Origin of the sequence: Acinetobacter sp. ACNIH3 (genome assembly GCF_002918965.1) — a bacterium.
In the GTDB taxonomy this organism is placed as follows: domain Bacteria; phylum Pseudomonadota; class Gammaproteobacteria; order Pseudomonadales; family Moraxellaceae; genus Acinetobacter; species Acinetobacter schindleri.
In genome coordinates this window covers 54,752-77,006 of the sequence record NZ_PQLP01000013.1, presented here as the reverse complement: position 1 = coordinate 77,006, position 22,255 = coordinate 54,752, and the positions used below count along the sequence as shown (strand labels likewise).

General features: G+C 36.6%; 17 protein-coding genes, 2 pseudogenes and 1 other annotated feature. Of the genes and pseudogenes, 7 read left to right on the top strand and 12 right to left on the bottom strand.

Going from position 1 to position 22,255, the window contains the following annotated elements; all coding sequences use genetic code 11:
- From C3420_RS17885 to C3420_RS07785, 4 genes and pseudogenes are all read left to right on the top strand, one after another.
- Positions 1-96: transposase domain-containing protein (locus C3420_RS17885; RefSeq protein WP_139133946.1), on the top strand; the 96-nt coding region annotated here is incomplete at its 5' end.
- Positions 97-192: 96 nt separating this feature from the next.
- A complete protein-coding gene (locus C3420_RS07795; RefSeq protein WP_100355854.1) occupies positions 193-2,199 on the top strand; it encodes an esterase/lipase family protein in 2,007 nt (668 codons plus the stop codon).
- Between the two features lie 252 nt (positions 2,200-2,451).
- A pseudogene (locus C3420_RS07790) lies at positions 2,452-2,802 on the top strand (DNA mismatch repair protein MutS); the annotation flags it as partial.
- Between the two features lie 62 nt (positions 2,803-2,864).
- On the top strand, positions 2,865-3,233 hold the full coding sequence (locus C3420_RS07785; RefSeq protein ID WP_086044065.1) for a response regulator: 369 nt from the start codon (positions 2,865-2,867) through the stop codon (positions 3,231-3,233).
- A 329-nt stretch (positions 3,234-3,562) separates the two neighbouring features.
- On the opposite strand, the gene C3420_RS07780 is transcribed toward C3420_RS07785, so the two are convergent.
- Both C3420_RS07780 and C3420_RS07775 read right to left on the bottom strand, forming a co-directional pair.
- Positions 3,563-4,782 (bottom strand): IS3 family transposase gene (locus C3420_RS07780; RefSeq protein ID WP_103857229.1). Its coding sequence is split into 2 segments (ribosomal slippage): positions 3,563-4,506 and positions 4,506-4,782, totalling 1,221 coding nucleotides; the frame shifts between segments, so codons are not numbered across the junction.
- Positions 4,391-4,507: a sequence feature (AL1L pseudoknot), on the bottom strand. (Overlaps the previous gene by 117 nt.)
- Before the next feature lie 81 nt (positions 4,783-4,863).
- Positions 4,864-5,367, bottom strand: a pseudogene (locus C3420_RS07775) (Fic family protein); the annotation flags it as partial.
- A 220-nt stretch (positions 5,368-5,587) separates the two neighbouring features.
- Here C3420_RS07775 and C3420_RS07770 point away from each other — a divergent pair.
- On the top strand, positions 5,588-7,333 hold the full coding sequence (locus tag C3420_RS07770) for a hypothetical protein (RefSeq protein WP_103800793.1): 1,746 nt from the start codon (positions 5,588-5,590) through the stop codon (positions 7,331-7,333).
- 313 nt (positions 7,334-7,646) lie between these two features.
- Positions 7,647-8,378: a Fic family protein gene (locus C3420_RS07765; protein WP_103800794.1), complete on the top strand. Its 732-nt coding sequence runs from the start codon at positions 7,647-7,649 to the stop codon at positions 8,376-8,378.
- Positions 8,379-8,502: 124 nt separating this feature from the next.
- On the opposite strand, the gene codA is transcribed toward C3420_RS07765, so the two are convergent.
- Genes codA through codB form a run of 3 tightly spaced genes read right to left on the bottom strand, consistent with a single transcriptional unit; the run spans position 8,503 to position 12,279 of the window.
- A complete protein-coding gene (gene codA / locus C3420_RS07760; RefSeq protein ID WP_103800795.1) occupies positions 8,503-9,768 on the bottom strand; it encodes a cytosine deaminase in 1,266 nt (421 codons plus the stop codon).
- 20 nt (positions 9,769-9,788) lie between these two features.
- Entirely contained in the window at positions 9,789-11,000 is a 1,212-nt protein-coding gene (locus tag C3420_RS07755; protein ID WP_004730472.1) for a PucR family transcriptional regulator, read from the bottom strand.
- 4 nt (positions 11,001-11,004) lie between these two features.
- On the bottom strand, positions 11,005-12,279 hold the full coding sequence (codB, locus tag C3420_RS07750; RefSeq protein WP_103800796.1) for a cytosine permease: 1,275 nt from the start codon (positions 12,277-12,279) through the stop codon (positions 11,005-11,007).
- Between the two features lie 591 nt (positions 12,280-12,870).
- On the opposite strand from codB, the gene C3420_RS07745 reads away from it, so the two are divergent.
- Positions 12,871-13,695, top strand: coding sequence for a TIGR02391 family protein (locus C3420_RS07745; RefSeq protein ID WP_103800797.1), 825 nt, complete (start codon positions 12,871-12,873; stop codon positions 13,693-13,695).
- A 41-nt stretch (positions 13,696-13,736) separates the two neighbouring features.
- Here the strand turns inward: C3420_RS07745 and C3420_RS07740 are convergent, their stop codons facing one another.
- From C3420_RS07740 to C3420_RS07710, 7 genes are all read right to left on the bottom strand, one after another.
- Entirely contained in the window at positions 13,737-14,333 is a 597-nt protein-coding gene (locus C3420_RS07740) for a DUF6088 family protein (protein WP_103800798.1), read from the bottom strand.
- 13 nt (positions 14,334-14,346) lie between these two features.
- Positions 14,347-14,838 (bottom strand): Mov34/MPN/PAD-1 family protein, encoded by a 492-nt coding sequence (locus C3420_RS07735; protein WP_035340833.1) that lies wholly within the window; start codon positions 14,836-14,838, stop codon positions 14,347-14,349.
- A gap of 7 nt (positions 14,839-14,845) precedes the next feature.
- Complete coding sequence (locus C3420_RS07730; protein ID WP_103800799.1) at positions 14,846-16,606, bottom strand: HesA/MoeB/ThiF family protein; 1,761 nt, start codon at positions 16,604-16,606, stop codon at positions 14,846-14,848.
- Between the two features lies 1 nt (position 16,607).
- Complete coding sequence (locus C3420_RS07725; RefSeq protein WP_004730503.1) at positions 16,608-17,873, bottom strand: nucleotidyltransferase; 1,266 nt, start codon at positions 17,871-17,873, stop codon at positions 16,608-16,610.
- A 3-nt stretch (positions 17,874-17,876) separates the two neighbouring features.
- Complete coding sequence (locus C3420_RS07720; RefSeq protein ID WP_004730506.1) at positions 17,877-18,431, bottom strand: 3'-5' exonuclease; 555 nt, start codon at positions 18,429-18,431, stop codon at positions 17,877-17,879.
- Between the two features lie 34 nt (positions 18,432-18,465).
- Complete coding sequence (locus tag C3420_RS07715; protein WP_004730507.1) at positions 18,466-20,028, bottom strand: SAVED domain-containing protein; 1,563 nt, start codon at positions 20,026-20,028, stop codon at positions 18,466-18,468.
- Positions 20,029-20,471: 443 nt separating this feature from the next.
- Complete coding sequence (locus C3420_RS07710) at positions 20,472-22,205, bottom strand: AAA family ATPase (RefSeq protein WP_004730510.1); 1,734 nt, start codon at positions 22,203-22,205, stop codon at positions 20,472-20,474.
- Between the last annotated feature and the right edge of the window lie 50 nt (positions 22,206-22,255).

Here is a 22,255-nt window from a genome sequence, read left to right as displayed (position 1 = left end):
GCCTATTTAAGTGATGTGCTGAAAAGGTTGCCAACACATAAAGTGCCCCAAATAGAAGAATTACTACCTCACCGCTGGAAACCTGAACCCCGTTAAAACTTGGCGATGGCGTTCAGCGGATGCTTACATAAATCCGAGAATTATCGTATGATTTAAAAAATTCAAAAGAATAAACGGTAGTCGACGCTTTTTATGCCTAAATACATCCGTAGCACCTTGATGATGACCACTCTCGTTTCGCTTTTGAGTGGTTGCCAAGTGGTCAGTGTGAAAAATCAATCACTGAACGTCACGATTACCAATGAGCGTGAGAGTATTTTAACGCGGGATAAGCTCAGTGAAGCGAGTCTAAACGTGCTGTCTATGACGGGTAGAGAAGCCAAAATCTGTTCAGAGCAACCTGAAGAATGTGTCAGCGAACTCAAACAGATTCCACAAATTCAGGATGAACAGCTCCTCTCTACTGCCAGCGAGCTGTATCTCGCTAAAGCACTTTCCTTAGAAAAATCATCTGCCTGTAAAGTCAGTATTTTAGCCAAGACACAGTCTGAAGAAAAACAGGCACTGCAAAAACAAAACTACCAAAGCTGCCTAGATCAACAACTCGGCATGCTGGATAAAAGCATTCGCTACAGTTATGCCTACATGTTTAACACCAAACGTGGCCCCCAAGACCGTATTTTTGATAACCGACAAGTCCAACTCCGTGACTTTTATAATCAAGCTATCGCTAAACTCGTGAATAGTTATGGCCTACGCCATGGGCCATCTGAAGTCGGTAATCAAATCAAAGTGGGGCAAAGTATTTACCGTATTAATTATGACAATTACCCACTTTTAAAAAACCGTCAAGTTGAACAACTGATGTCAACTTACAATATGAACTTTTCAGGCCTGCGCTCTATCACACGTCGCGATGGTTTTGGTTCAGAGTTTCTGATTGTCCTCCCACCTGAGCACAATGACACCTCACCTGAAAAAGCCAAATATATTGTCGATCCACTACATTATCAGTATACCAATGGTCGTAATCCAAACATTCACAATGCCCGTTATTTAGCAGCGACTATTACCGCACAGCCACGCTCTGCATCCAATATCGATGAGATCTTAAACAACCCTGAGTTTGAAATCTCAGCTTATGATCCCTATAAGTTTGAATCTGCGAAAATTGCAGGCAAAAGCTACCCACTCGCTGCAAACTTTTCTGCACCTTATGGCTTATGGTTAGCACAAAACAATTTAGGTAAAGCCGCGTATTTATCACTGATTGATCGTGATGCACGCCTCACTATGCCACACCTATACATGCTTGAGCCGTACAATCCAAATAAAAAAGTGGTGGTCCTCGTCCACGGTTTAGCCAGCAGTCCAGAGGCATGGATTCGTTTGACGAATGATGTCATGGGCGACCCCGTGCTACGTGAGCACTATCAAGTCTGGCAAGTGTTCTACTCGACCAATATGCCAATTTTAGAAAGTCGTTTCCAAATCTATGCAATCATTCAACAAAGTTTTAATTTGGTCGACAGCAAAGCGCCTGCCAAAAAGGATGCCGTGCTCGTGGGACATAGTATGGGCGGCATTATTGCACGGCTTTTGGTGAGCGATGCTGACTTAACCCCTGCGGCAATGAAACTGCTACCCAATCGACGTGCGCAACAATTTAAAAATGACCCTCTATTTAAATCACGCCTCGATATTCAACCGATTCCAAACTTTAGTCGGGCCATTTTCTTGGCAGCGCCACATCGTGGGACAGAGTTTGCTGACCGCTGGTTTACCCTTGCGGCACGTAAAGTCATTCGTCTACCAGGTGCGTTTTTGGGAGCACTGACCGATGTTATACAAAGTAGTGACCCTGACCTACAAGCCTTCATTAAAGATGTCGATAATGGACTCATTCAAAATGGGCCAAGTGATCTCAGCAAAAACTCTAATTTTACTCGGTTAACTAAAAATGTCGTTCCATACAAGGGCATGAAATTCCACAGCATCATGGGGAATGCGACCAAAAGTGATGACCTCAATATCATTACAGACGATGTCGTGCCTTATACGAGTGCCCATCTAGATGGTGCATTGTCTGAGAAGATTATTAAAGGTGGACATTCTATTCAAGAAACGCCTGAAGCTGTTCTTGAGTTACGTCGTATCCTACGGTTGCACCTGACTGAACTCGGTCTGTATAAGCCTTAAATCTTAAAAAGCCTAAACAGATGTTTAGGCTTTTTTATTTTTGCTTTACACCTAATGCCTACAGCAATAATCACTTGGCTGTTTAACAACTGTTCGCTTTATAGATGATTTATTGTTTAGTCGTTTTCAATTTTGCTAAGATATTGCCATTCAGACAATAGCTGTTCATAGCACATAAATACATACGGTAAGCGGCGTCGCTCGGTCTATTTTTATATTGTGCATTTTCAAAGATTTAAGGATTTCACCTACATGAGCAATTCGGGAATCATAACTGATTTGTCCACCCTCACTCCCATGATGCAACAGTACATGGGCGTCAAAATGCAACATCCGCACTCTTTGATGTTCTATCGTATGGGTGACTTCTACGAGCTATTTTTTGAAGATGCACACAAGGCCGCTAAACTTCTCGGAATTACCCTAACCCATCGTGGCAAAGCCAATGGTGAACCTATCCCTATGGCAGGCGTTCCTTACCATGCAGCTGAAGGCTACCTTGCTCGCTTGGTGAAAAAAGGCGAAACCGTCGTCATTTGCGAGCAAATTGGTGAGGTTACAGGTAAGGCCCCTGTTGAACGTGGCGTTGTCCGGATTATTACGTTTAATTAAGTTATTAATTGATTAAAAAATTTAGGGAAAGCTTAACTTTCAAGGAGAAAAATATGCCGCGTATTCTTGTAGTAGATGATTCACCTACTGAAGTATTTCGTTTTAAAGAAATGCTCAATAAATATGGCTATGAAGTTATTGAAGCTATGAGTGGAGAAGAAGGTATTCAGATGGCAAAAAGTATATTACCTGATCTGATACTTATGGATATTGTTATGCCTGGGATAAATGGTTTTCAAGCTACACGCCAAATTACTCGTGATAATCTCACAAATCATATTCCGATTATTATTGTTAGCACTAAAGACCAAGAAACAGATCGAGTTTGGGGGAAAAGACAAGGTGCTGTTGATTACCTAACGAAACCGATTGGAGAAAAGCAGCTAATAGATGCTATTAAAGCACATCTTAGTATCGAATAATTTCTTCAAAAAAAGTAGAAACCATTTTTGTCGTCTATCAAGCTTAATCAATAGAACTTAATTGGATTCTTATATTTATTAGATCTCTTCCATAAATCAAAAAATATCGACTCCTTTGCTGAAGATTTGCATGCCATTTTTATTCGTCTTCTTGCATAATCTATGGAGGAAATACATCGATTCAAAGAAGTTTTCTGAAACACAGTTTAAGCGATATACAAGCATTTCATGGTCAACCTTTTATTTAATGGTGGAATAATTAAAGAAGCAAATTCTTGCTAAAGTTAGACTGAACCGTACCGGGTTTGTTGGAGACTTTTTTATTTAAGTTAGGCCGCCTGACCTAACAGGTTAATCTTATCATAGTACATTGCTTCAAACTCAAAAGGCGATACATAACCCAGTGCACTGTGTACACGCTTTTTATTGAACCAATCTACCCAGTTTAGTGTCGCAAGTTGTACATCCGCTAAACCTTGCCAATCTGCTTTTAGATATTCAATCACCTCTGTTTTGTATAAGCCATTCACCGTTTCAGCCAAAGCATTATCGTATGAATCACCAGTTGTACCGACTGATGCTCGTAAATTTGCAGCTTCTAAACGATTGGTATAGCGAATAGAAAGATATTGAACACCTCTATCGGAATGATGAATCACATTCTTTGGCATGCCTCGATCGTGCAATGCTTGCTCCAATGCATCGAGTACCATATCTGTATTCATCCGTGTAGATACTTTCCATCCAACAATTGCTCGTGAGAACACATCAATAATAAAGGCGGTATAGACCCAGCCTGAATGAGTTTGAATATACGTAAAGTCACTGACCCATAATTGGTCAGGTCGATCAGCACTAAAATTACGTTTCACTAAATCATCTGCTCGTTTTTGGTCATCTCGGCTACGGGTGGTTTGTTTGTTCTTACCTCGCCAAACACCTTGTATACCTAGCTTTTTCATTAATCGAGCAACAGTACAGCGTGCAATAATATAGCCTTCACGTTTCAGTTTTTGCCAGACTTTACGTACACCATATCGACCTGAACTTTCCTTCCAAATTCGTTTAATTTGTTCAGCATGATGCTCATCATGTAAATCTCGCTTTGCTCGATGTTCTGGATTTTCGCAGAGATCTAGAGTCCGGTAATAGGTTGAAGCTGCGATCGGTAAAATCCTACAAATCGCATCAACACCATATAAGTCTTTATTGTTATGGATGAAATCCACCATTATTTGTGTGGGCGGTCGAGCTCCGCCTGGGCGAAAAAAGCGGCTGCTTTACGTAGAATTTCATTGGCACGCTTTAATTCTTTAATTTCACGTTCCATTTGCTTCATTTTTTCTTGATCAGATATCTGTTGTACTTTAATAGGATTTTGCTGATCTAAATGCTTTTGATGCCAGGCACGAAGTGTTTCAGGAGTACAACCAATCTTAGGCGCAATTGCTGTGATTGCAGCCCAAGTAGAAGGATAATCTTTTTCAGATTCAATCAATAATTGAACCGCTCTTTCTCTGATTTCAGGGGTATATTTTAATTTTGTCATCGGGATAGTCTCTCAGAATATTGACTCTCCGACAAACCCGGTACGGTTCACAATAACCTTAACCTCATTATGACTCAATTTTTAATTTGTATTTTGCTTAGGACTTTTAGGCTTATCAGGCAGGGTGCGTTCAACCACACCTGCTTCTAATGCTGGAGTTAAATAATTTTTTTGAAATGTTGCTCGGTGGGACAATTCTAATAGAGCCATCAGCTCAGTTAAGCTATATTCCTTCTGCTCCATATTCTGGATGAGACGTTTAACTTGATCGCTAACTTGTACGCTAGCTTGAGCGGTATCTTGATCGCTGGCATCAGAACTGAGTATTGCATCTAGAATCATCTGCAAAATAAACTCTATAAAAGGTGCAGAATCTGAATGATCTGTGCTCGCTTGCAATGCATTGTAATAAGCTTTTTCGTTTTGATAAATCAAGCTTTCTACAGGGATATTGAGAAAAATTGGATTCCACTGGCTTAAGATTAAAGTTTGCCATAAACGCCCCATCCGCCCATTGCCATCAGCAAATGGGTGTATAAACTCAAACTCATAATGAAATACCGAACTCTGAATTAATGAATGCTCAAGTTGTAGCCTTCTCCATTCATCTTGGACATTCAATCAAATTTATAGTCCAAAACATTTTCACCGCAACATGGTTTCAGCCCACTCTGGCTAACAAAATATACAACTTACACAGAGTATTTTCATGCAATAGGGCTAACTTATATTTGTTTTTGTGATATAAATCACATAGCTTTTTCTCATTAAAAGTTTGAATTCACTACAATGGTTTTAGATCTCCATGCAGACATATATTCCTTATCATCTTAGGGTACAGTTAAAACAAATCGACCCTATTCTTGATAAACATTGGCAGCAACAACTGGATTCTATTCTATCTAAGACACCACAAGCACTACATCAAAAAATAGAAGACCAGTATCTAAAAGCAAAAAATATATCGTGGAATTACCTGAACCAAACTTTTGAGTTTAAAGGCCATATCAGCCTCAAAGAACTTCAGCTCAACACGCAAAATTCCGAGTTACTACAACTTGCGCACAGAATTAATACAACCTTTAGCTATCTACAAAGCTATCAAACTGACTTCCAGATTGCCGATTACTTAGAAACTATTGTTCGTGAGATCAATCAAATCGATTTGGACAATCCAAAAGACATTCAAGCACAACAACTGATCAAAAAAGCATTTCTGTATGATACAGCCCTCATCATTCGAGAATTAAATTTTTCTGTTTCTGAAAATCACCGTCACTTGAATATTGAGCAAGTCCGTACCTTTATCTTTGAAGTCTTCATGAAAAGTGAAATTTTGGGAAGCTGGTTTGCCCATATTTTACCGAGTGAATATGCCGATCAGGAACTGACCATTTTTCAGGATTATTTTATTAGTGAACAACAGGTGCGTGATTTTGAAATTATCAAAACCTTTCAATATTATTTTGTCCTGAGCAGCTCTTATGACAGTTTAATTTCCGCTTATTCAATTCGCCGCTTTTTAACCGAAGAAAGCTTTGGTAAAGAGGACCGGTTCTATATCAGTGGTTTGGTTCTGGATCCGCAACAGCTTAATCAACCAAATTATTTTGAAAATTTCAAACAGCTCATGACCCGAATTATTGGCATTCAGAGCCAAATGAATCCACATATTGTAGAGCTAGTTGAATCGCTACACGAGTATAACCATCAACGGCTCATCCCGAGTTTGAAAGAAATCTTAAATATCCAAAGTTTTTCCATCGAGCATTTGGTCAAAGAACATCTAGAAATTTTAGAGAAAGATTTATCCTTAAATATTCTCGAACCTTTCCTAAAAGGATTAAAAAACAGCGTTCAACATACTGATGAATTAGAGTTTTGTTATTTAAATATTTTAAGATTAATCAATGAATTTCTACATCAACTTGAAATTTTATCGCAGGAGCCGATTCTGCAGTTTAATCCCCATGCACGCCTGTTTAAATATCGTTTAATTGCCTATTTAAAATTATTGGAACAGCGTCGAGCACAAATTTTTGTGCTCTTTCATGATGAGTTTCACTATCAGCAACATGTACAGGCTGTTTCAGCACCCACTCAGGAAATTAGAGAATTGCTCAATGATGCGATTGAGCAAACTCGTCAGATCCAGCAACACATACGCCAGTTAGAACGCGAAATGCAAAATAAACAAAATGCCAGTTTCATTAAACGGCTCTTTAAAAAACCTGAAAACCATGAAATTAAGATCAATGAGTTAAAACAGAATATCATTGATGTTCGAGATCGTTGCTATCTCAGAATTATTGCTCTTCAAAAACAGACCACTCAGGTAAGTGTGTATTTAGAAGCAAAAAATTTAATTCCGGTGGACTCCAAAATGCGCCATTATGCCTTTGCCAATGGTGAAAATGGGGTGACACGTTTACCGCTGCTGTTACAACTGCCTGAAGAGCGTAATAGCTTCAATATGCAGAGCATGCTCTTGGCTTTAAACTATGAATTTATGCTGTCTGCGAAAAGCTGGGGAATTTCACAGAAGACTTAGAGCCTGTTCAATTAGCAACCTGAGTAGCTAACAAAGTTAGTGGTTACCCAATCAATAGATTTTTCTCAATAATGTATAAGGAATTAGAAAAAAAATTAACTATACTTTTTTTAATATTTCCAAGAATTTTTCTAATTCTTCTTGATTATATTCACCTTCTAGCACATGAGTCTTTAAATACTGTTCTATTAACTCATTCATAAGACCATTGAGCAGTCCATACAATCAATACAAAATGTAGTGATATATCACTACATTTCTGATATTTCTTTTTTCATGTATTATCGACTAAGACAAATTCAAGGATAAGGTTATGTTTGAAACTATTGATGATTTAAAGAAAAAATTAGATCAACATCGCCCTCTCTCTCCGTCAATTGTCAAAAATTTACAAGAAGATCTTATTGTCCGTTGGACCTATCATTCGAATGCAATTGAAGGTAATACACTCACCCTACTAGAAACAAAAGTAGTACTGGAAGGTATTACTGTTGGTGGAAAGGCATTAAGAGAACACTTCGAAGCGATCAACCATAGAAATGCAATTTACTATGTTGAAGATATCATTCGGAAAGAGGAGCCTTTTTCTGAATGGCAAATTCGTAATATCCATCAGCTCATTCTAAAAAACATCGATGATGACAATGCTGGACGCTATCGCCAGCAAAATGTCCTGATATCAGGTGCTACGTCTACCCCGCCTGATTACACGTTATTAAATGACAAGATGGCTCAATTCGTAGACTGGTATAATAGTGAAGCACATAAACTACATCCAATTGAACGTGCAGCTAAAGTACATGCAGATTTTGTAGGCATCCATCCATTCATTGATGGCAATGGTCGCACGTCACGTCTATTGATGAATCTCGAATTGCTTAAAGCTGGTTATCCACCTGGTGTGATTACAGTAGAAAATCGTTTGGCTTACTATGAGGTTCTTGATCAATGGATGGCTTACGGAAAAACTGAAGCTTTTATCCAATTAGTTTCCGATGCTGTACTAGAAGGATTTAAACCATATCAGGTTGTTTTAGGAATTTAGGCGAACTCTGTCTATCAAAGCTTTGTGCAACAAAGCCCTTAGCTTTTAAAACTTTAGTAAATTAGCTCTATAACATTAAAAAAAAACCGATGTATAAACATCGGTTTTTTAATTTTTTATTTAGTTATGCAGGCGTAGCTAGATTTCCAACTTTAAGTAAGCTCACTCGCTCCTGTTGTCTTTGCATAATAATTTTACCATTACGCACACTTAAAATAGCTTTTACTTGATTAGCAACAACTTCATAATCATTTTTAGCCGGCATAATTATAAAACTGGCAGGACGGCCGACCTCAATCCCGTATTGATCCCCTAAACATAAAGTCTTGGCTGAATTATCTAAAACAAAATCCAAGCAACGTTGTAAGTCTTCATAACCCAGCATATGACAAATATGTAAGCCAGCATCAAGAATACGAATAATATTACCGTTTCCTACTGGATACCAAGGATCACGAATTGAATCCTGAGCAAAACAAATATTCATACCTGCACGGTCAATTTCTGGTACACGTGTCAAACCTCGGCGCTTTGGATAGCTATCAAATCTTCCTTGCAAATGAATACTTTCTGTAGGGCACGAAATAAAGTTAATTTTAGAACGTTTTAGTAAGCGGAATAACTTGTAACAATAGGCATTGTCATAAGATCCCATGGCTGTAGTATGGCTAGCTGTTACACGTTCCCCCATACCTCGTACATGTGCTTCATCTGCCAAAACTTCCAAAAAGCGAGATGCTGGATCATCAATCTCATCACAGTGTACATCCACCAGACAGTTATATTTTTCAGCTAAATCCATCAAGAAATGAACTGAACTTACACCTTTTTCACGGGTATATTCAAAATGTGGAATGCCACCAACCACATCAGCACCAAGCTTTACAGCTTCCTCCATTAAAGCACGACCATTTTTAAATGACTCAATACCTTCTTGTGGAAATGCTACAATCTGCAAATTTACTTTATCTTTAATTTCTTCTCTAACTTCAAGCATAGCTCGCATTGCAGTTAAGCTGGGATCAGTGACATCAACATGTGTACGTACATGTTGAATACCATGCTCAATGAGCATATCTAGCGTTTTTAAAGCACGTAATTTAGTATCTTCAAAAGTGATCGTGGCTTTACGTTGCCCCCAACGTTCAATCCCTTCAAAGAGTGTACCTGACATATTCCACTCAGGCTCACCCGCAGTGAGTACAGCATCTAAATGAATGTGTGGATCAACTAAAGGAGCCATGACTAATTGTTGTTGTGCATCGATAGTATCTACATCAACTGTTTGAATGAGACTAGCCTGTTTTTCAATGGCTTCAAAGATGCCATTGTTGTAAGTAATACTAAATAGCCCTTCTTGTTGACGTAAAACTGCATTGATAATTTTCATGTTGGTTCCTTTTAAAATAATTAATGACTCATGTGCCAGATCAGTAATGCCATTGAAGCATTTAGACGGAAATTTGCCTCAGTTAAGACCTGATTTGTCAGTGATTCAATTTTTTGAATCCGTTGGTTTAAGGTGTTTCTATGGATACCAAGTCGTTTGGCTGTATCATTTAAGTTGCCATTTTCTTTAAGCCAGGCATCTAACGTTTCGAGTAGTACAAATGGATGCTTTTTATCGCTAATGAGAATACCCAAGGTTTCATGCATGAATTGCTGCAATACGCTTTTGTTTGGAATCGCTTTTAAAAGTTTTAGCACCCCCAAATCACGATATTGGCAAATACTATTTTTCATCTGCATTTCAAAAGCAATTTCCTGAGCTTGGGATGCTTCCCAAAATCCTCGTTGAAATGCCACTGCAGAATTCACTTCATTTGATAACCCTGCAAAGACTTTAAGGTTATTATCAAGTTGACTTATTTGATCGATCACTTCTATGAGTGATTTTTTCCACGCATCGATATCATGATCATCAAGGTTGAGTACCAAACTAAACTGATCCCCCTGACGGATGACTGGAATTTTCTGCTTCCACTGTTTGGACCATTTTTCCAAGGCTTCATAACACTGTTGTTTAATTCTGAAAAAATGATTTTCATGCACAGCATCAGTATCGGTATGAAACAAGGCATGAATATTGTGTAAGCGCAGTACTGTAATCACATGACGTCCAAGTAAGTTAATTTTTAACTGTTTGGCACGAAGTTGAATTGTCTCTACCGATGGAAAATCCCCTGTCAGTAATTGAGAGATTACATCTTCACTCGATTTTTTGACTTGAGAAAACTGAACTAGCTGTGTACCAATCGCATGCGTAACTTCAACCATCTTCAAACTGTAAGGTTGCTCAATTAACGGTAAACCAAGCTCATTTGCGCGTGAAATAAGTTTAGGTGGAATTTCATGGATATATTCCTGACCTGTCATAATGACAAGCGCAGCTACATTTCGTTCATATGCCTGTTCAAGTAAACCTAAGAGATTATTTTCATCACGGGTATAGTTGATTCCCGTAACAAATACAATCTCTCCACCCTCAATCCATTCAGCGATTCCTTCATTTTCTGCTACATAGAACCAGCGGACAGGCCGATGAATATTTTCTGTTCCACCACATAATTTTAGTGGGTAAAGTGAAGGTAGATTCAGGATATCTTGAACGGTCATATTCATCGCATTACTCCACTGCATCTACTATATTTAAGACAGATGATTCCTGACGTAATGGGAATAAAGAATTCAACACACTATAAGTGGTACATGCCACCACAATACCCACAATAGGTGCAATCCATGGTGATACATAGGCAACAATTGCGCCTGTGAAATAAGCAATCAAACCAATCCAGTTAAAATTAGGAATATTTGCTTCAGCTAATAATGGATATTTTCCTTTATGACGAATCCAGTAATCCGCCATGATCACACCACCAAGTGGAGGAATAATTGCGCCAAGGAGTAATAAGAACGGAATCAATAGCTCATACATACCAGCAGCAGCTAAAATGATCCCCGCAACAGCAGCTACAAGCACCATGGTTTTACGGCGTTCACTTCTTACCATATGGCAAGCAGCAGTTGAAACACTATAGATTGCTGGGCCTTGGATCGTCCATAAGTTCAGGCAAAGCATCACTACTGCAGCAATAGATAACCCTTGTAAGACTAAGACCTCTACAATATCGGGTTGTTGATAAACGATTGCCATCCAAGCGCCTGCTAGGACCATTAGACCATTACCAATTACAAAGCTCACTAGACATGCCCAAATCGCGATTTTTCCGCTCTTAGACATGCGCGTCCAATTGGTAATTTGTGTTGCACCACTGGCAAAGGTACCAAATACCATGGTAATGGCTGTTGCCAATGTGAGTGTTTCTGTCGGTTGAACACTAGTTAAACCAGTCCATCCACCAATTTCTTTGGTCGCCAGAACAATAGAAGTGACGAGTAAAATGAACATTAAAGGAATTGATACACGGGATAGATATTCAAGTCCTTTAAAGCCAACAATTGCTGTAATGGAAAAACCAAGTCCAAATAGCACCATCAAAGGAATGAGTAAACTATCAGAAAATCCTAATATTTTTCCAAGTGAAATCGCCAGAGTTGCTGTTCCCCAAGCAAACCAACCTAATTCAGCAAAACCTAAAATAAAGTCTGATAATTTACTGCCCCAGTTACCAAAGCAGAAACGTCCCATTAGAACTGTATTTAAGCCACTACGTGCAGAAATAAATCCCAAGGTCGCGGCATAAGCTCCTAATAGCAAGTTGCCTATGGCTACAATCCACAAAATATCAGTGAACTCAAAAGCCACTCCAATTTTTCCACCAGCGAACATAGTTCCTGTGAAAAAGGTAAAACTAAATAACACTAAGGCTATTGGGAAAAAGCCTTTTCGTTGTGAAAGTGGTGTTTCTTTCAAAGGCGACTCTGCATGCACGCTCATATTCAACACTCCTACTATTCAAGTAAAATTCTTGAGTGCTGTATTGCAAGAGCTATGCCGCTTTTTTAATGCTTAAATTTATGTAAGTTAAATTGTTAAATATGGGCAATTTGAACATATTTTTACTTTTCATACAGAGTAAATGGGTAAATTAATGTGCTTTAATAACATTCAGTGATTTTATTTTGTGCGTTTTAGAAACTGTAAATATTACAGAACATAACGATATTAACGGACAGATAAGGAGACTATTACAAATGTAAAATTTCGGTTTTTTTCTATTTTGTTCCATCTTAATCATTTCGATGCTCTGGTATGTCAGATACCATTTTTCTCTTTCATAAACGCTTTTTTCTTGGCAGTAAATGGATTTTTTGCACAAAGATGTGAAAACCTCTCCCCATTTTCATAGCAAAAATTTTGCTTATTTATTAATACATAGTTTCTAAATGGTTTGAAGAAGAGGTGGTGGCAATTGAACTCACCCAAAATCCATAATGAAATCTAGTTGTTAAAAAAGAATAAGTACTAGATTTTTACCCAAATTTACCCCATTATTTTATAAACAAGAGCTACTTCATTTTTATAAAAATGTTCAAGTCCGAAAACTATTATCATACTGATTACTTAGGGGAAGCTGGAGTCACAGAAACCTGCCTATATAGCCTTTTTAATCTCCTCCAGACTCATGCAGATCTAAGTTATGCTCTACTACTAACCAATAATCAGTCCCATGCATTTATAATTAAAGACAAATCTAATAGTTACTACATTATCCGTTCAGGCTTTACTTCGGGTTATCCAGGCGAAGGACCCAAAGGGTTAGCCAAAGCTTTAACTATTTTGAATAAACATCAAATCGAAACAGAAGAAATAGTTGTTACTTTAAAACTAATGAGTAAATTGAACAATTCATCACTTAGCGACAATGACATCGACTTTATTTTCAAAGAAAAAATCATTCGCCCTATACGTCTGTATGACTATGTCTATCCTTTTGAACATGCAATAACTAAAACATCGAATCTAAAACGTTACTACCCACTTGAGCTTCCCTACTCAATTATTGATGATAGAATTTTTGATCTAGCACTACTTTTCAAACAAGATCCTGACTCGGCTTTAACAAAAGCATATAAACGGCTGGAAGATATTATCCGACTACGTACTGGCGTAAATGAACATAGTACGAAGCTGTTTGCACAAGTTTTTCAAGGTGAAAATGCTCTATTAACTTGGGATGTACCAGATACTGCAGAGATAAAAGGTAGAATCAATTTATTTACAGGTTCTTATATGGCTTTTCGAAATGCTAGGGCACACCGTGAAAAAGATGAAAATTTAGTTCATCAATATCGAGAGTTCCTGCTTATTAATGAATTATATCTATTAGAATCTGAAGCTAAGCCAACTTAACAAGAATAGTTGTCCAAGTAGTTATTATTTCTACATCTCAACTATGATTCATCTATTAGTTTATTAATCCAACTTGGCTTTTTAGCTCTCAAAAATGTCTGAAAATCCTCTTCACCCAACGATTCTTTTAATTTGTTAATCATTTTCACATCAACAACCTTAGGGCCAAGAAAATAAAGTGCTGATACAGCCCAACCAACTCTCTCATGAGGATATTGAAAAACGTCGAGACAACGTGTTTTTATTAATCTCACAGTACAATCAAAAAATAAAAACTCTCGTGAATTTCTATTAGTATAAAAAACCTCTATTTGTGGAACTTGGGTACTTAAACCTAAATAATTTGCTGATATCCCTCCATGTTCTTGAAACATCTCCCCAGTACGCCTTGATAAGACTTTTAAAGTATTCTGTATATCTGGAGTGAGAATCCTATTTGGAATCATTCTATTCTTTTTGGTCTTGTAATAGACCTTCGGAAAAAGAATGAGGGAATCACCATTTTTTATATAATCTCTCAAAATCCATTGCAGCTTTTTATCATTTATATGGACACTAAAATCTAAGGCACTAAATACTTTACCTTCCTCAATTTTTTTATATTCATCAATTACAATTTTATCTTTGGAAAACTTCACAAAAGATACCCTTCTAAACACCAATTATTAATGTAGCTTGTATAAAACCATTTTGTTGTAGGGACCAAGCTCTAATTGTATCGCCATTACTACCATTACCAACAATTACAGCTAAAGGGTTGGGCAACGAGCTAATATTCTTTCGTGAAAATTCACGAAAGCTTTTTATATCTTGCGGGGACAAATTAGGGGTTAACTCAGCATGGGTATGCCAGTATCCTACCAAAACTAATCCTTGATTTTGATACTCAAGAGCCTCCTGCTTACACCTATTAGTATCTAGTTCCAACCATGTTGGACCTGAAAGGTCAGCATTATGTGGAGGTGTAGCTACTGCAAGCCATAAACCATCCGACATACTTGTATCAATAAACAACTGCCCGCCTTTCTCATGTTCTTTTAATTTTTGTTGATGAGCAAAGAATATGTCTGCTACTTCAGTAGACACTTTCAATTCAACATTAAGCGTCTTCCATCGCCATTCCCAAGCTAGATCGTAGCTCATTAGTACACTACACCCCTGGCCACTCTCTGGAAATGACAATTTGCTTGCAACCGTCAGGCACATCTGGTCCAACGTATGTACCTTTGAATTCACTTATCTTTTCAATATCACCTATACTAGTAACCCATGTCTCAGATTCTACTTTTCCAGTAAGTACATCAAATACAGATTGAGCTGTTATTGTCGCTATTGTATTAATTCCAATAGGACCACCTGGGATAAATGCTTCTCCACAACCAGGAAGTGGGATGACCCCATTATCCTTCCATTCTGAATGTCGGTGTAAAAAGCTTCCATGCTCATCGAATAAGTAGCGTCCATCAGCAATACTATTTGGTCTAGTTATCAGCACATGCCCTATTATTGCATGAGGCTCAGCCCAAGCTTGGATTAAAGCCCACTTAGGTCGCCTAACTTCATGCAATAACCATAAAAACTCTTCTGAATTCCAATCAGCAGTTGTAATTACCACCACATCCATTTCATCAAGCATGCCAATATTCTTAATACATTCATATTGAATATATTGCGGAATTGATGTGATGGTGATATGAGACAGATCTTTTTGGACTCTCTCTTTTAATGCTTGGGTTTTATATTTACCTAAATCATCCACCCCTAAAATATGTCTTCCTAAATTTGCACTTTCAAATCTATCAGGATCAACGATGGTGATATTAGTAATACCTGCCCTCACTAGATGCATAACGACCGAACTACCTAAAGAACCTACACCAATCACTGCTATTTTTTTGTTTGCTATATCATTATTTGATAGTTCTATGTTTCTTGAATGGATTACATTTTTTGCTAGCATATGAACTGGACTATGTTCCAAACTCGATAATCTTACATTGTTATTCTGTTTCTCACGTAATCGACGTCCAGCACGCTTACCATAAACTTGATAGCTATCACTTTTGATACCTTTGTGTTTAAGAGTTATAGCTTGAATAATGGGTGGCTCAGTGTTCGGGAGTTCTAATAGCAACCATCTAATAGGATAACTATTGTTTCTTTTATCCCACTCTAATAACTTCTGAAAATCTACTGAGGATATATGATTTTCAATCCACTCAAAGACTTCATTGGAATTAGGAATATCAACAGTTGGATATGAATTTAAGCGAATAAAATATGCAACTGGTGCTAAAACTGATACTTTCTCTACCCTGTTTAATATTTTAGAAAGATGTTTTTCTATCATTGGTTGCTGCGATGCTAACCATACAACTTGATGACGTTTTACTCCTCCTCTTTGATCAGTGAGTCCAAAAAGTTCACCACTCGTTGAGGGATGTTCCAATACAATAAGCTGATGATTATTAATTTTTAGTTGAAGTCCCCAATAAGAAGCCAACTCTCTATAAAATTCCTCATTTCGATTACTTTCACTAGAAGAAGCTAATATAAGCTCCAATATCTTGGATAACCTCTTCAATGCATCATTTACTACACTTTCAGCAGAGTTTGCAGCGGGATGCTCACCAAACCCATATAAACATAAAGTTTGTGGCATTGCATGAGGCCATAAAAGCCAAGGTGAAGGACTTATTTGTAGACGCAAACCGACAGTGGGAAAGCCTTCACAAAAGCTAATCCTAAGTACTCTTGAAACACCTAAGTAGTCCTCAGGTAAAGGAAATTCATAAGCTACAACTTCCTTGTCCTTTGGGTCTACTACTCTCAGCCAAGATGAAGCATCTTGACCTAAATATTCGTGTAAAAAATCTATACCTTGTTGGATTTCTGGAATAATTTTTTTCATATTAACCAAGACGACCCACTGGTTCTGTTGATGTATGTACAGAAGCAGCTGTTGATGACGTCCCAGCTAATGCACCTAATGAAATTGTATTGAGGGATACTTTTGAATTTCGTCCAGGTAATACCCATGATTTGTTTGGAATATTTTTAATTTGATCTTGAATAAATATTCTTGGGACGCCAAAGCTTTCAATAAGTCTATCTTCGAAGTTCTTTTGATTTTCTAGATCATAAAGCCCTATTTGCATACTTTCTAAAGCTTGTGAATGCCATGCAAAAAACGCTTTTTGATAAGATTCACCCTCACCATTTGGACGATTCCATTTCTCTGCAAAGTTTTCGCCTTGGTCCATAGGATTAAGAACAGCGAAACCATCTTCAGTTTCGGCAATAAACTCAGGCATATATGCAATGATCTTTAAAATAGCCTCAATTGGTCGTAATGGCTGATTTTGTGATTCATAAGCTACCTTTTGATACGCTTTTGCTGCTAACGTCGTAATAACCGCTGAAATTGGTCGACATAAAGGATCATCCTGATTACTTGCCCATTTGTCTCGATGTCGCTTGAGTAATTTAATGGTCGCACGTAAAGGATTATGCTCAACATAATCCTCATATAAAGGTAAAGGTTCTTGGGTAGCACTTTCCATCATGACACTATCGCCAGCTGCCATTTTTCTAATAATTTTAATTTCGAGCTTAGATAGATTCTCTAGCCAATTAGAATAATCACGAGGAGTACTATTTTTCCATCCAGTTACTCTATCTGGTACTTCTAAATTGCCGTAACCATCCTCTTTATCATTACCAAGGACCTTGCGTGCTGGCGTGATATCAATATGAAAACCGGGATTTTCATCTGCATAAACCACTCTTACCCCTCTGCGTAATTCCTGAACTGGGTGCTCTGTTCTAGTGCCCTCTTCAAAGCGAGTTTTTAAAGCATCTAAAACTTCTGCTGAATCCGCATTTTGTGCATTAGGTAGTAATACAATGGCATCTGCATCAACATTGGCCATGTCTCCTTCAGCATTCGATAATGGTTTTATTGTTGTCTTTAGACCTATAGAGCCTTGCACAAAAATATATGCATCTTGTAAAACAGGTTCTCGGGCTGCATTCAATATGCCTTGCAAAGTATTGTATCGAGACGTAATTTTTTCATATTCAGTCGTAGTCAATGAGATTTTTTCAACAATACTCATGAGAACCACTTCCCAACTATCTATTTGAGTTGGATGCTGTGCTTGTGCTAACAAATTCATAATTTATTCCCCATTTTTTTCTTTTAAAATTAAATTAAATAACTCTGCTTGAAATATTGCATCCTGCAAAGCATGATGATTACCAGTAAATTTCGGCTTTAATTTCTCAACTATTTTACTTGATTTAGTTTCAGACCAATCGCCACCAAAACAGCCCAAATACATAGACTTAATATCCACTGAGGTATAGCCAAATGGATTTCTTCCTAAATATTTATGGAAGTAATAATTCATAAATGACCAATCAAATCCAACGTTAAACCCTACAAATATAGGGGTTTCATAGTCATTGATATTTTTATTAATCCACTCAGAACACTTGCCCATAGCCACATCAGCCATCAAACCCGTACTTAAAAGAGTATCTAAGTTAAATTCTGTTACTGCTAACGCCTCAGGGTCATACTTGTTTGAAATGGGCTTCAATTCACAATAAAAATTTAGTGTTGGTTTATCCACCAAACACATGCCAATTGACAATAGATCATAGTCACCAGGTATAGGGCCTGATGTTTCTACATCTACTGAGATAAAAACTTCTTTTTTCTTAATAGTCATCTTCTAGCTCAAAGCATATTTATTTGATTAATATTTAGGAAATATCTATTTCCTGATCTGTTCCAACTAAACTAACTTTTTTTGCACCAATTTGGATACTAGGTTCAAATGGGCCTTTGTTGCCAGTACCAGGTTTACGTTCATATAAGATAAAATCAGCATGATGGCGAGCCTGCATTTTTTGACCTAAGCGTACACACGCAGTCGTTGGTGCAACCATAATTAAGTGAACTTTCTGAAGTCTCCATTCATCTTGAATCTTTTTATAAGCGCTATCAATCGCTTCACCTAAATGCTCTAAATCTTTCGGGTGACTGATAGCATTAAAAGAACAATCATCAAGTGTTATTTCTATAGTTGGTAGAGTATATCCATTATTAAATAAATACTTAGGCAGCTCAGATTCAGGGATTTTTACAGTTATATTCACCAATAAAAAAGCTTCACTTTCCCAACCAACTTTCTCTTTGTGAGTTATGACTTTAAACTTATTATCTTGTGGTTCAGCGACTTCAGGCCATGCCCATTGTTTACCTTTACCAAAAACTTTTTGTCTATGAAACTGAAATAGGGCAATACTTGAAGCATCACCTATAATTCTCCCACTCAAAATTAAAACTGACATACCATGTAATGGAAAGATTGCTAGTATCTTTGGTCTATAATCATGCGCAGCCTTGTTCAAAATTTTTTTTAAAATAGGAAAATCTTCTGTTTTAAATAATTCAAATATATTCACCCAATAATTTGGGTTATTAGAAGCACTAAAATAGTCTGGGTTCTTTAAAATTCGGTGCGGTTGAGAAAAGCTTTTCATTTCTTGTCGCCACATCGCTTCCTCAGCATCTTGACTATTAAAAATAAAAGGTTGCCCCTCAATTTTTCCACCAATAACTATCATTTCCGCTTCTGGAAATTTCAAACAATCTAATAATCGCTTTACTTCGTTTACACTTTTTTCCCTCATGTCTCGTAGAATTTCAACACCGTAGTTATGAGGCTCAATTTTATCTATTAAACGATGACACTTATCGCATAAAAGCATGATATTGCTTGGTTCATCCGCAAGTTTTGCAGAATCACTATTACCTCTTGGTCCATCCTCAGAAGATGCAACAATATGAGCATAATAGCTATAGTTTCCACTCATACTAGAAGTTAAATGTTCTCTTAAATCAACTCCACAACCTGAGAATTGACATCTCCAAGCTGCATCATACATAACTTTATTTTTAGTTTGAGTTTTTACCTCTCCCAATCTACCTGAAGTCAAATTAATAGAAATCTTAATCCATTCATCAAGTTTCTTTAAAGTTGATAAAGTTTGCGCATCCTCAAACTTAGGCTTCTCCAATGTCAAATCTTTAGAAGCAGACTCAAGTATTAGTACTCTTTTAGCCTTTATTAGTAATTTTAAATAATCACGAGTTTCTCTTCCTAACTCTCCATACCCCAACTCTATCCAATCATTATTTTCGTTATTTAAATAAATTTTGGTATAAAACTTATTCACAAAAAGTAAAACATTCAAGGATGTGTTAGATACCTTATCCTTTAAAGCAGCTGCAAATTCAGCATCATCAAATGTATTTGACATTAAGCACTTATCTCAATTTTTATTTCTATTCCAGTATCTTAACTTTAATATAAAATATTAAAAAGCAAGATTAGCGCTGATTACGACAAGTTTTGTCGTTTAAATAAAATACTATTCAAGATAAGTTGAAAAGTTGAAAAGTTAAAAAGTTGAAAAGTTGAAAAGTTGAAAAGTTGAAAAGTTGAAAAGTTGAAAAGTTGAAAAGTTGAAAAGTTGAAAAGTTGAAAAGTTGAAAAGTTGAAAAGTTGAAAAGTTGAAAAGTTGAAAAGTTGAAAAGTTGAAATTATTAAGGGGACTATAATCAATATGAAGTCCCCTAAGACAATAAGTCAATTAATTAGTGCATGTATTGCATGTATTGCATGTATTGCATGTATTGCATGTATTGCATGTATTGCATGTATTGCATGTATTGCATGTATTGCATCTTATTAATCTACTATTTATGTAGGTAGTCTCCAATACCATGCTTGCTCTCTTTTAAAGCTTATTGCACCTATATCTCTGATTGCTCTACCATAAGTGGCATCGGATATACCTCCTTCTGAACATAATAATTTCAAATGCTTAGAGGCGATAGTCTCGTTTTTAGACAGTAGATCTAATATAAGTTTTTTTGCCCTATTAATTTCAGTTACTTTTTCCTTTTTATTACCCGATTTAGTATCAAATGAGCCAACGAAAGGTTCAAGCCAAGTGGTTTTAGACGTTTCTATTCCTTTGCCAACAATCGTTGATTCAATTTGATATCTCATATGACTATCTGATTGTTTAGTTGTATTCGTTTTCACTCTAGATAAATAGAAATTGTCTTCATTTTCATCTTTTAAAGCACATAATGCCATTCTTGCTTTTGCTGTAAATGCTTGAGAACCTAAAAATCTTTCAACTAAAGGCATATTCTCTTTACCTGCACTTTTAGATAGATGAGTAATACAAACAACCGCACAGTTATAATCTTCTGCAAACTTACTCAAGGGATCTAATGCTTGTCGTACCGTATTAGCTTTATTTAAATCACCTTGTACCAACCCTACGACAGGATCAATAATTAACAGCCGAAGTTCAGGGTTAGATTTTGCATAGTTTTCTAATGCTGTTATATCCTCTATCCCAAACGACCTAATTTTCCCCTTTCTATCAACTACTCCATCCATCACAGCTATATTATCTAAATTAGCTTCATAAGACATAATTCGTGGCTTAAGCGTGTCATCAGCCGCATCTTCTGTTGAATAGATCAAGACTTTTCCAGGTTCCTCACATTTACTACCATCAGGAAATACCCCTCCAACTGAAATTGTTGCTGCAATTGAAAGCATTAGATTCGTCTTACCACAACCTCCAATACCAGCTAATACAGTTATTTTTCTAGCAGCTAACCATCCTTCCCAAATCCAATCAGTTGGCTTTTCTTCAATTTGAGACAGTGTTCTTACGACCAATGCTGTTTCCAACTGCTTTGTTGCTTCAAGTGGTGACGCATTAGCTATCATGTTCAATCTTGCATCTTCAATATTTTTTAAATGACTTACCTGTTCTATTAAATAATTATATTTAAGCTCATCATTAAGATGCTGAAGATTATTACTGCTAATAAATAAATCCCCATTCATTTTTGGTGGTTTCGAACCAATCATAACTTTAAAAATATCTTCTCCAAAATTATTATTAATTATATAAAAACCATCATCATTATCAGAAACATAGACAATAGGCTGTCTGTTTTTAGCGAAAATCTTAAAAATAGAGACATCATCTGTTGTAAAAACCCAAGATTTATATTTGATATCTAAATTAGCAACTGGAATTCCTTTACCGATTGAAAAATTAACGTTAATTTCCTCAATCTTTTTTTGAGGCTCACTTAACTCATCCCATTTAGATGCAACACCATTAATTAAATATCCTGTTGCTTTATTAATATCACTTTCATCACATAACTTTATAGCATTACAACCTTCACAATCAAAATCAGGATATTTTGCATATATATTACTCATCTGATTAACCTTATATAATCCACTATCATAATCCTCAATTAAAAAATTATTTTCAAAATCCTCAATTGATTTAAAATACTCAACCTCCTTTCTCTTATTAATAATAGAAAAAAATACATCTCCATCAATCATTAACTCTTGCTTAGAATCTGAACCGTTAATCAAATTATTCACTTTTTACCTCAAATAATTAAAAAACAAATATTTAGTAAACAGACTAACCA

What these genes read in the sequence shown, in the direction of transcription:
- C3420_RS07770 (WP_103800793.1), top strand. Translation starts at nt 5,588, where the DNA reads ATGCAGACATATATTCCTTATCATCTTAGGGTACAGTTAAAACAAATC.
- C3420_RS07745 (WP_103800797.1), top strand. Translation starts at nt 12,871, where the DNA reads ATGTTCAAGTCCGAAAACTATTATCATACTGATTACTTAGGGGAAGCT.
- C3420_RS07755 (WP_004730472.1), bottom strand. Translation starts at nt 11,000, where the DNA reads ATGAATATGACCGTTCAAGATATCCTGAATCTACCTTCACTTTACCCA.
- codB (WP_103800796.1), bottom strand. Translation starts at nt 12,279, where the DNA reads ATGAGCGTGCATGCAGAGTCGCCTTTGAAAGAAACACCACTTTCACAA.
- C3420_RS07715 (WP_004730507.1), bottom strand. Translation starts at nt 20,028, where the DNA reads ATGTCAAATACATTTGATGATGCTGAATTTGCAGCTGCTTTAAAGGAT.
- codA (WP_103800795.1), bottom strand. Translation starts at nt 9,768, where the DNA reads ATGAAAATTATCAATGCAGTTTTACGTCAACAAGAAGGGCTATTTAGT.
- C3420_RS07725 (WP_004730503.1), bottom strand. Translation starts at nt 17,873, where the DNA reads ATGAATTTGTTAGCACAAGCACAGCATCCAACTCAAATAGATAGTTGG.
- C3420_RS07795 (WP_100355854.1), top strand. Translation starts at nt 193, where the DNA reads ATGCCTAAATACATCCGTAGCACCTTGATGATGACCACTCTCGTTTCG.
- C3420_RS07720 (WP_004730506.1), bottom strand. Translation starts at nt 18,431, where the DNA reads ATGACTATTAAGAAAAAAGAAGTTTTTATCTCAGTAGATGTAGAAACA.
- C3420_RS07765 (WP_103800794.1), top strand. Translation starts at nt 7,647, where the DNA reads ATGTTTGAAACTATTGATGATTTAAAGAAAAAATTAGATCAACATCGC.
- C3420_RS07785 (WP_086044065.1), top strand. Translation starts at nt 2,865, where the DNA reads ATGCCGCGTATTCTTGTAGTAGATGATTCACCTACTGAAGTATTTCGT.
- C3420_RS07735 (WP_035340833.1), bottom strand. Translation starts at nt 14,838, where the DNA reads ATGAGCTACGATCTAGCTTGGGAATGGCGATGGAAGACGCTTAATGTT.
- C3420_RS07730 (WP_103800799.1), bottom strand. Translation starts at nt 16,606, where the DNA reads ATGAAAAAAATTATTCCAGAAATCCAACAAGGTATAGATTTTTTACAC.